This is a genomic window from Proteus sp. MB838, from assembly GCF_054767435.1.
The window spans coordinates 1-338 of sequence record NZ_BAABMO010000122.1 but is presented as its reverse complement, the minus strand read 5'-3'; the positions used below and the strand labels follow the sequence as shown (position 1 = coordinate 338).

Genomic DNA, 338 nt, shown 5'->3' with positions numbered 1-338 from the left:
CGAAATCGAAAATCTCTACTACATGGCCTGTCATGATTTTTGAAATGATGCGTCCAAACCCATATGTTTCATTATTTAATTGAAAACAAAAGATATCTCCGGGTTTTTCATATCTCAGCATCGTTCGTGGTTTTTTATTCCATCCCCAAAATTTAAAATCACTCATTAGCATTTCCCTCCGACTTTTCCAGAACTTTTAGTCTTACTGTCATAAGCTTCTTTAAAAGCATCAGCACGTGTATCAGTCCGGTTATGGTCAAATGAATTGTATTTGTTCCCTCGGTTGATTGACGATATATCTTCACCGATAGTTCCAGTTCTCGTACCATACTTCTCAA

1 protein-coding gene is annotated in these 338 nt (G+C 36.7%); it reads right to left on the bottom strand.

From position 1 onward, the window contains the following. Positions 1–166, bottom strand: a 166-nt coding sequence (locus ACYUCW_RS18230) for an Imm26 family immunity protein (protein ID WP_460409193.1), incomplete at its 3' end; no start/stop codon positions are given. Positions 167–338: the final 172 nt, after the last annotated feature.